The sequence below is a fragment of the Streptomyces chilikensis genome (assembly GCF_001642695.1).
Taxonomy (GTDB): domain Bacteria; phylum Actinomycetota; class Actinomycetes; order Streptomycetales; family Streptomycetaceae; genus Streptomyces; species Streptomyces chilikensis.
The window spans coordinates 675-9312 of sequence record NZ_LWCC02000032.1; the positions used below are offsets into that span (position 1 = coordinate 675).

Sequence of the window (8638 nt, forward strand, 5' to 3'; positions counted from 1 at the left end):
TCGCCTGGCCCGACGGCGTCCGCCGCGACACATCGAACCGCGCGACGGACAACTACTCCTCCACCGACGAGTTCGAATACTTCGCCCAGCTCAGCAACGCCTACCTCGGCACCAACCACGGCCACGACACGGCCACCGGCCGCCCCCGCAACAACGGCGCCCCCTGGGTCCGCGCCAACGAACCCGACCTCCTCCCCCTGCTGGAGCGCCTCTACGGCACCGACCCACAACCCCCACACACCGGCACCGCCAACCCCGTCACCGCCACCACCGCCGACAACGCCCTCTACGAAGCCTTCCGCGACTTCATGACCGGCATCGGGGAGAGCGATCCGGTGGCGGAACCGGCCGTCGCCCTTCCCGGTCCGCAGGCCGAGCCGCACGGGGAGGCGGGGGCTCCGGCGGACCTGCACGCCGCGCCGTCGGGCCCCGCGAAGCGTGTCACCGCCGATGTGATGGAGGCGTACTTCCAGGCGTACGCGGAGTTCTTCGAGACCGACGACTCCGCGGCCGACTTCGACAGCGGCTACTACGTCTTCGTCTACGGCCAGGACCTCCTGGTCGACACCCTCGCCGCCCATGACTCGATGCGTGAGCAGATGCGGCCGTTCCACGACCGGCTGGTCCGGATCCGGGAGGAGCAGGCCGCGTCCCCGACGCCGATCGACCGCCGGGACGGAGCGCCGATGCGGTTGTACCGGAAGATGTCGGCGGCGGAGGCGGCGCAGTTCCTGGGCGCCCGGGATCCGCGGGCGGCGTTCACGGCGGCGATGGCGTACAACCGGAGCGTGGAGTACCGGAAGTTCTTCACGACTTCGCTGTCCCACACGAGCGTGTTCAGCAATGCGAACGCCGCTTCGGACGACGAGCGGGTACTGGAGTTCACGCTGCCGTGGGACGGCTACTGGAACTTCATCGGCAGTCACGGCACACCCAATCAGCAGGCGGGCGCCTATCAGAGACGGGAATCCGCGCTCCTCCACCAGGAACGGCTGCGCACCGGCGCCGCCGCCAACTTCCGCACCGAGCGGGACGTGGCCGACGTACTGACGGCGCACACCCACCACAACGTCGGCATCGGGCACGGCAACGAGAAGGAGTTCGCGCGACTGGTGACCGGCGTGCGCGAGGTCACGCCGCAGGAGGTGGAGCGGGCGGCCAGGGACGCCGCGGACGCCGCACGGCAGGCGCGCCGCGCGCGCATCGACGCGGTCGTCGCCGAACGGATGGCCCCACTGCGCCGCCGTGAGGCAGCCGCCGTGCACGCGGCGCCCGCGGGCGCCGTCGCACCGCCTCCCCCGCCGTCTCCCGCGCCGACCCCCGCCGTGGTCACCGGCGCCGACGCCTCCGGTGAGCTCGCCATGCCGCAGGCGCTGGACCGGCGGGAGCTGGCCAAGCAGGCGATCAGCCGCCCGCTTCCCGGCACCCGGCACCGCCAGCCGCTGACCGTGCACGCCTCGGAGTACACGGCGGACGCGGCCCGGGACGACCGTCACATGGTCCCCGACGCCCAGGACCTGGAGCTGCTGCACGCCCTGCGCACCCCGGGCGACCCGCGTCACCGGGACGGCTGGGAGAAGCTGACGCCCAGCCAGTCATGGGCGCTGCTCGCCGCCGAACAGCGCGGGGAGATGTTCCACGAGCGCGACCGCGCGGCCTTCCTGGAGCGGATCGGCCGGTTCAACGACTCGTTCCGCACCAGGTACCCGGTCGACGACCCGGAGCTCATGGCCACCGTCGCGCAGGCCGCGCACGACCATGTGCGACGGCTGCCGATCGCCTCCAACTTCGACCTCGCGGGGCGCCCCGAAGGCGCGGCTCCGCGTCCCGACGGCACCGTCCCCACCAGGGCCGAGGCCGTCACCTCCGACACCGGTTTCCGCGGCTTCTGGGCCACCGGCTCCACCGGGGGCACCCCCAGCCGCGCCGGACGCGGCTGGGTCGAGGAACTCCAGGGGTACGCGGCCGCGCTGCGCCGCGTGGCCGGTGCGCCCGGGAACGGTCCCGCCGGCGGCGACTTCGACCCGCCGGACCCCGACGAACTGCCCAAGTACGCGGCGCTCGTCTCGCCGTCGCAGAAGGGCGGAACCTACTCCTACGGCAGCGCGGTCGTCCACTGGAAGGACTCGGTGCGCGGCAGGGCCACCCACACCCCGGGGGACAGCGCCGACGCGGCCGAGCGGGGCGTCCTGTCGTACACCGACAACGCCCACGTCTACCCGCTCCTCGCGTACGGCGAGGAGCGGCGGGTGCGGCTGGCGCTGGCCGAGGCCACCCGGTTCCGCTACGACCCGGAGATGCGCCGGGACGTGGCGGAGCTCGGTTACGCGGCCGTGGGCCGGTACTTCGAGACCCAGATCCACGGCGAGCTGTCCTGGACGGACGTCGACCGGATCGTGCTCAACTGGGGCGACCTGTTCGGCTCCGCCCAGCGGTTCACCACCCGGGCCCAGGCGGAGAGCATGGCGGCCTACCTGCGTGACTTCGCGGCCCGGCGGAACCTCGGCCTCACCGTCGAGCTGGGCCGCGAGATCGGGTCCCCCGACGGCGCGGAGCGGCTGTCCGACCAGCGGCTCACGGCCCTGTACGACCCGGTGGACGGCATCGGGGACGACGAACGCGAGCTGGGCGCGCAGTTGGACCGGCTCGCGGCACCCGCCCCGTTCCTCGCCCGGGCCGACGACCGGGCGCTCCTGGCGCTGGCCCGGTCGGCCGGGATCAGCGAGGCGGACCCGGCCCGGGCGCTCGCGCTCCTGTGGCGGGCGGCGGAACGCGCCCGCGACCTGCTGCCCGCCGGTGCGGAGCTGACCGTCGCCCACCTCGCCGGGCGGACGGGCCGGGCGTCCACGGCCGCCGGGCCGGCCGGCGAGGACACCGGCGGTCCGGCGCGGACGGCGTCCGGCGAGGGGCTGACGCTCGTGGACGCCCTGGTGGACGCGTTCGGTGCGCACGGCGGGCTGCCCGCCGATCCGGAGCAGTCCGTGTCCGTCGACGACCTGGACGGCCTGGGCGTCACCCTGACCTCCGGGCAGCGGGCCCAGGCGATCCTGCTGGGCGGCTCGTTGCCGGTGCGCGACCTCGGCCTCACCCCGGCGCAGCACCTGCGCTGGCTGCTGGCCCGGGGCACCGGAGCCGGTGGCGGCGAACCCGGCACGGACACGGCCGACGGGACCTGGGAGCGGGCGGTCGCCACGGCCGCCGCCGCTCTCGGCGTCGAGATCGTCGTCGTCGCCCCGGACGGACGCCCGCGCACCTTCGGCGTCGGCCTGCACGGCACCGTGCGGCTGCTTTTCGACGGCATGCGGTATTTCGTTCCGGAGAAGCCGTCGTGACACGTGGACAGGATGGCCAAGTATGATCCGGAGAAGTCGGCTCATCATGCGACAGGCGCATGCGGTGACATCCCTCCGCATTCGTCCGCGTCATGGGATGGCCATTCAAATTACCCGCCGCACAGGGGACTTGCCGGGTGGGGAGCACCGCGCGGAAGGAAATCGGCGCGGTGTTACGGTGAGCCGGTGCACGGGTCCGATATCGGTTCGACGTACCCATTCACACATGTCACCCGGGATTTCACCTGCTATGTTCGTGGCGTATGAAATGATGCCGGCCGCTTGTTTCCCGGCCCTGGCCGCCGAGGGGGGCCACCGCTGATGCGCTGGGGTCGCCGCCGGGCCGCGTCACGCCCGTCCGACACCGCCCGGCCGACGCCTCAGGCCGAGTCCCCCAGGCCCGGTCTCGTGGTCGAGGAGTACGGCCGCCTCCTGTTGCTCAGGCAGCCCTCCGACGAACTGCTGGGGCCCGCCGACATCGCGGACCTCACCCGGGCCCTGGAGGCCGACGGCGACGACACGGTGACCATCGTCGCCAGCGCGGACGGGAACACGGCCGCCGCCCTCTGGGCACGGCTCGGCGCCCTCATCGACACCCTGTGCGGCGACGGCGTCGGCACCATCCGGCTGGCGATGACCCGCGCGGGCGACGACCGCCCCGGCGGGCCCTCCGTCGCCCGCCGGATAGCCGACGCCTGGGAGATCGACGTCATCGCCCCGGACGGAACGGTCCTCGGCGTGCCGGGCGGCGGGCTCTTCGTCCACGACGTGCCGGCCGACGGCGAGCCGGACGGCGGCCGGGAGCCCGGCTGGTGGCGCTTCTCCCCCGGCGCGCCGCCCGTCCCGCTGGGCCCCCGTCAGCCCGCACCCGGCTGGCAGCCCGCCCCGGGCTCCCTGCCGTCCCGCACCCGCAACGGCTGTGTCGTCGAGCAGATACCGGCCGGCGTGCTCGTCCGCCCCGACGGCGCCCGCGCCCCGCGCCCGGGCGACCTGTGCTACGCCGTGCCGGTCGACCGGCACGGCATCCTCGTCGTCGTCGGGGTGCCGGACGGCGAGGACGTCACCTCCGGTGACGTGGCGGACCTGGTGACGGCGCTGCCCGCCGCCGCCCGCACCGTCCTCCGGTTCGCGCCGGGCGGCCGCCGGGACGTGCTGCGCGTCGGGCAGGAAGCCGCCGGACTGGTCGACGCCGACGTCGTCGTCTACAGCGGGCTGCCGCTGCTCGCCGAGTCGTTCGGCCGCGACGGGGGCACCGTACGCTCGATGACCGTGGGCGCCGACGGGGCCCCGCGCTGGCAGCCGTTCGTCGACTCCGTGATCTGCGCGCCCGACGCGTCCTCACCCCGGCTGCTGCGCTGGAGCCCGCCGTTGCCCGGCCGGGGCGACGCCCGGCGCGGCGTGGTGCGGCTGTCCGACCGGTGGCAGGTCACCGCGACCCGGGCGGGCCTGTGGGTCAACGGCGCGGACAAGGAGCCGCCCTCCTTCGCGGCCCGGCCCGTGGATCCCCAGGGTCCGGAGATCGAGGTGGGCGGTCCCGGTGACGCGCTCGACCGGTCGCTGTGGCCGGAGCTGGAGAGACTGCTCGGCGCGCTGCCGCCAGGCCTGTCGGCCCGGGCCCGCGTCCATGTGCACGGCACCGCCGTCGACGGCGGCCGGGAGCTGCGCCGCCTGGCCGCCCAGTACCAGGTCCGCAGCCTGCGTTTCGCGTCGTTCGGCCGGACCGCACCGGCCGCGCCCCTCGCGGCGCGGGCACCGCACGGCCCCGCGGCCCGCCCCGCGCCCGCGCACGGGGCACCGCAGCCGGGACCGGCGGACGCCGGTACGGGCACGGCGGACGACGCCGTTGCGGGGACGGCGAGTTCGGGCACGGGTCCGGGTCCGAGAACGACGGTGGGCTCTGCCCCGAGTACGGCGGCCGGTGCGGGGGCGGCTCCCGCCGGGCCGCGGCCTCCCGTCGACGGGAACGCGTCCGGTGCGAAGCCCGCTGCGACGGGCCCCGGCGCTCCCGCCCCGGCTCCGGCTCCCGCCCCGGCTCCGGCTCCCGCTCCCGCTCCCGCTCCGGCTCCCGCTCCGGCTCCCGCTCCGACTCCGGCTCCGGCTTCGGCTCCGGGAGACACGAACGTCTCTTCACCACTCGGGGCCCGCGCCACGCGGACGCCGGACGCACCCGGTCCGGCCCCCGCCCCGGGCTCCCGCCCGGACACGGACACGGACACCGGCACGGACGGCGTCCCCACGCCGGAGGTGCCGCCCGCCCCGCCGCGTTCCCTGCCCACCACGACGGGGACGCCCCCGACTGCCGGCGGGTCCCCGGCCGGCGTACCCTCCACGGCGGGTGCGCCGGGCGCTCCCGGCAGGTCTCACGCTCCTGCCCCTTCCGTTCCCCCGGTACCGGGAGCGGCGGCCGGAGCAGCGGCGGCCGGCGCCTCCGCCGGTCACCGCGTCCCGTCCGGCCGGTCCGCGGGAGCGACCGGCGCCGAGCCCTCCCGGCCCCCGGCCCGCCTCTCCCCCTCGCCCTCGGCCACCCCGGCGCGCGCGCCGCACCCGGAGCCGGAGCCGGCCCGGCAGGACCCAGGCGTACGCACCACCCCCGCCGCACCCCCGTCCGCCGCGGTGCCCACGTCCCCTGCCGTGCCGCCGGCCGGGCCCACGCGTCCGGTCCCCGGGGCCGGGGCGGGCCCCGACTCGCCCGTGAGCGGCGACGACCGGGACACCGGACACGACGAGGAAGTCCCCCTGCCGCCTCCCCCGAGCCGTCCGGTCCTCACCAGCACCCCTTCCCCGGCCGCCCCCTCACCGGCCGCCGCCGAGCGCGCTCCCCGTCCCGCCGAGCCGCCGACGCCGCCCGCGCCACCGGCCGGGAAGGCTCCCACGCCGCCGGCCGCGGGCACCTCGCCCGTGCCGCCGCCGACGCCCCCGCAGCCACTGCCTCCCGTGCCCTTCCTGCCCGGGCACCAGAGCACGCACGCGGAGCGGGCCGCGTTCCGGTCGCTCGCCGATTCGGTGTGGGACCGTCAGGCGGCTGTCGTGACCCGCACGTTCACCCGCATGCCCGCGCTGCGCGGACACGAGCAGGAGGCCGCGCGCGCCGACCTGATCGCGCTGCTGCTCTACCTGCGGACCGGCGTGCCGGACGGCGGGCTCGGCCACGAGGAACTCGGCCGGTGCCTGCGCGGCGGCGACCCGCGGCTGCTGCCCTACGGCGCCTGCGTCACCTCGGCCCTGCGGCGCCTGCCGTCCTTCCGCGGCCCGGTGCTGCGCGGTGCCGGGCCGGACGGCGGAGCGCAGGACCGGACACCGGTCCCCGGCACCGTCCTGCGCGACGCGGCGCCGGTGAGCGCGCTGCCCGGCGACGACCGTGGCCCCTCCCCCGCGGACGCCCGGTACGCCGTCTGGTCGGTGACCGGTCGCCGGGTACGGCAGTTGTCCGAAGCCACCGGCCCCGCCGCCCGGCACGACGAGGTGGTCTTCGCGCCCGGCACCGCGTTCCGCGTGCTCGACGTACGGACCGGCGGTTCCTCGCCCCTGGTCCTGCTGCGGGAACTGCCGGCCGCTCAGCACGCCTCCCACGTCGGCCCGGCGCAACTGGACGACCAGGACCGGGCCGTGCTCGCCCGCCTCGGCGAGGCACTGGACCGGCACGGTCCCGCGGCCGCGTCGTTCAACTGGCCCGCCCGATGTGCCGGACCCGTGGGTCCCCCCGACCACTGAGACGCCTGGACGGAGCACCTGTGCCGAAGCGAGAAGACGGAGCGACACCACCTCCCGGTCCCACCGCACGTCGGGCGTCCGTCCTGCCCGCGGTGCCGACCGGCTCCTGACCCCTGCCGACCCCCTCCTGGCCTTCTGGGCCGCCCCGCTCGCCGACAGCCGGCGAGCGGGCCGGACCCGGCCGGACCAGGACCAGACCCAGATTGCGAGACAGGACCGATGTCTCCCCAGAAAGACGGCGCGAAGCCGACCGGTGCGTCATCGGCCGCGGCGGAGCCCGGCGTGCCGAAGGTGCGCCAGGCGTTCGCGCTGCCCGGACCGGCCGCCGCTCCCACGACGGAACTGAAACCGGCCTCCACGCGCACCGCCGCGACACCCGAGGACGGTGACAGCACCGGCACCGGAGCCGGCACGGGCACGAGGACGGAGACCGGCGCAGGCACCGGCGCGTTCGAGCCGGGGACCGCGGCCGAGGCCCCCGAGAGCGCTCCGGAGAGCGCTCCGGAGTCCGCCTCCGCACCGGCCCCCGCCGCGGATACGGACTCCCGCACGCGGCCCGACGCCGGCGCCGCGGCCGGCGCACCGGTCCGGGAGCCGGACCCGGTTCCGGGCGCGGCCGCCCTCTCCGGTGAGCAGCCCGCCCACGCGGCGTCGGGCTCGGCCCCGCCGCACGGCGACACGGCGGTGAAGACGGACGCGACGCCCGGGCGCCCGAAGAAGCCGGTGCTGGCCGCCGCGGCGATCGCCGGAGCGGTACTCGTCTCCGTGCCGTTCCTGCTGCCGGGATCCGGCGACCGGGACCGGTCCGCCGCAGCGGTGGTGGCCGACTCCACCCACGGCACGGTCCTGGAGGAGGAGTCGCGGCGGTCCGGACAGTACGCCGCCGCGTCCCCTTCGGCCTCGCCGTCGCCCGAGCCCTCCCCCTCGGACACGGGCGGGGCCGGGGACGAGGACGGGGAGGAGAAGGAACAGGAGAAGAAGCCGGACAAGAAGGACGACGCGGACCGGGCCGGGAAGGACGGCAAGGACACGCGGGCTTCGGCCGATGCTCCCGCCGAGAAGACGGAGGAGAAGGACGAGTCCGCCGCGGGCGACAAGCCGGCCTCCGCTCCCGTGGCCGGTGACACCCTGGTGAGCAAGGCCTCGGGGAAGTGCCTGAGCGCCGGACAGGGCGCCGACGGCACCCAGTTGACGCTGCAGTCCTGCGACGGCTCCGCGGGGCAGCGCTGGACCTTCCGGTCGGACGGCACCATCCGCGCCCAGGGCCGGTGCATGGACGTGGCCTGGGGCGCCCAGGAGAACGGTACGGTGATCCAGGTCGCCGACTGCAGCGGCAACCCGGCCCAGCAGTTCCGCCTGAACGCCGTCGGGGACCTGGTGGCCGGGATCGCCGGCAAGTGCGTGGACATCCTCGAAGGCCGCACCGCCGACGGCAGCCCGGCGCACCTGTGGACGTGCTTCGGCGCGCCCAATCAGAAGTGGTACCGGAGTTGACCGTCCCGGCCGGACCACCACCGCGCCCCCGCATCCCTTGCTCCATATCCCGTCGTGACCGCCGCGCCCGGCCCCACGGGGCCGGCGGCGTCCGACGGCCC

The 8638-nt window shown here is 76.2% G+C and carries 2 protein-coding genes and 1 pseudogene; all 3 read left to right on the forward strand.

Annotated features, from left to right (window positions below):
• A pseudogene (locus A2U95_RS21395) lies at positions 1 to 3332 on the forward strand (hypothetical protein); the annotation flags it as partial.
• Between the two features lie 321 nt (positions 3333 to 3653).
• Positions 3654 to 7043: a hypothetical protein gene (locus tag A2U95_RS21400; RefSeq protein ID WP_166025764.1), complete on the forward strand. Its 3390-nt coding sequence runs from the start codon at positions 3654 to 3656 to the stop codon at positions 7041 to 7043.
• A 282-nt stretch (positions 7044 to 7325) separates the two neighbouring features.
• Entirely contained in the window at positions 7326 to 8537 is a 1212-nt protein-coding gene (locus A2U95_RS21405; protein ID WP_166025766.1) for an RICIN domain-containing protein, read from the forward strand.
• Positions 8538 to 8638 lie beyond the last annotated feature (101 nt).

Excerpts from the sequence above, each read along its gene's own strand:
- A2U95_RS21400 (WP_166025764.1), top strand. The coding sequence starts at position 3,654 with ATGCGCTGGGGTCGCCGCCGGGCCGCGTCACGCCCGTCCGACACCGCC.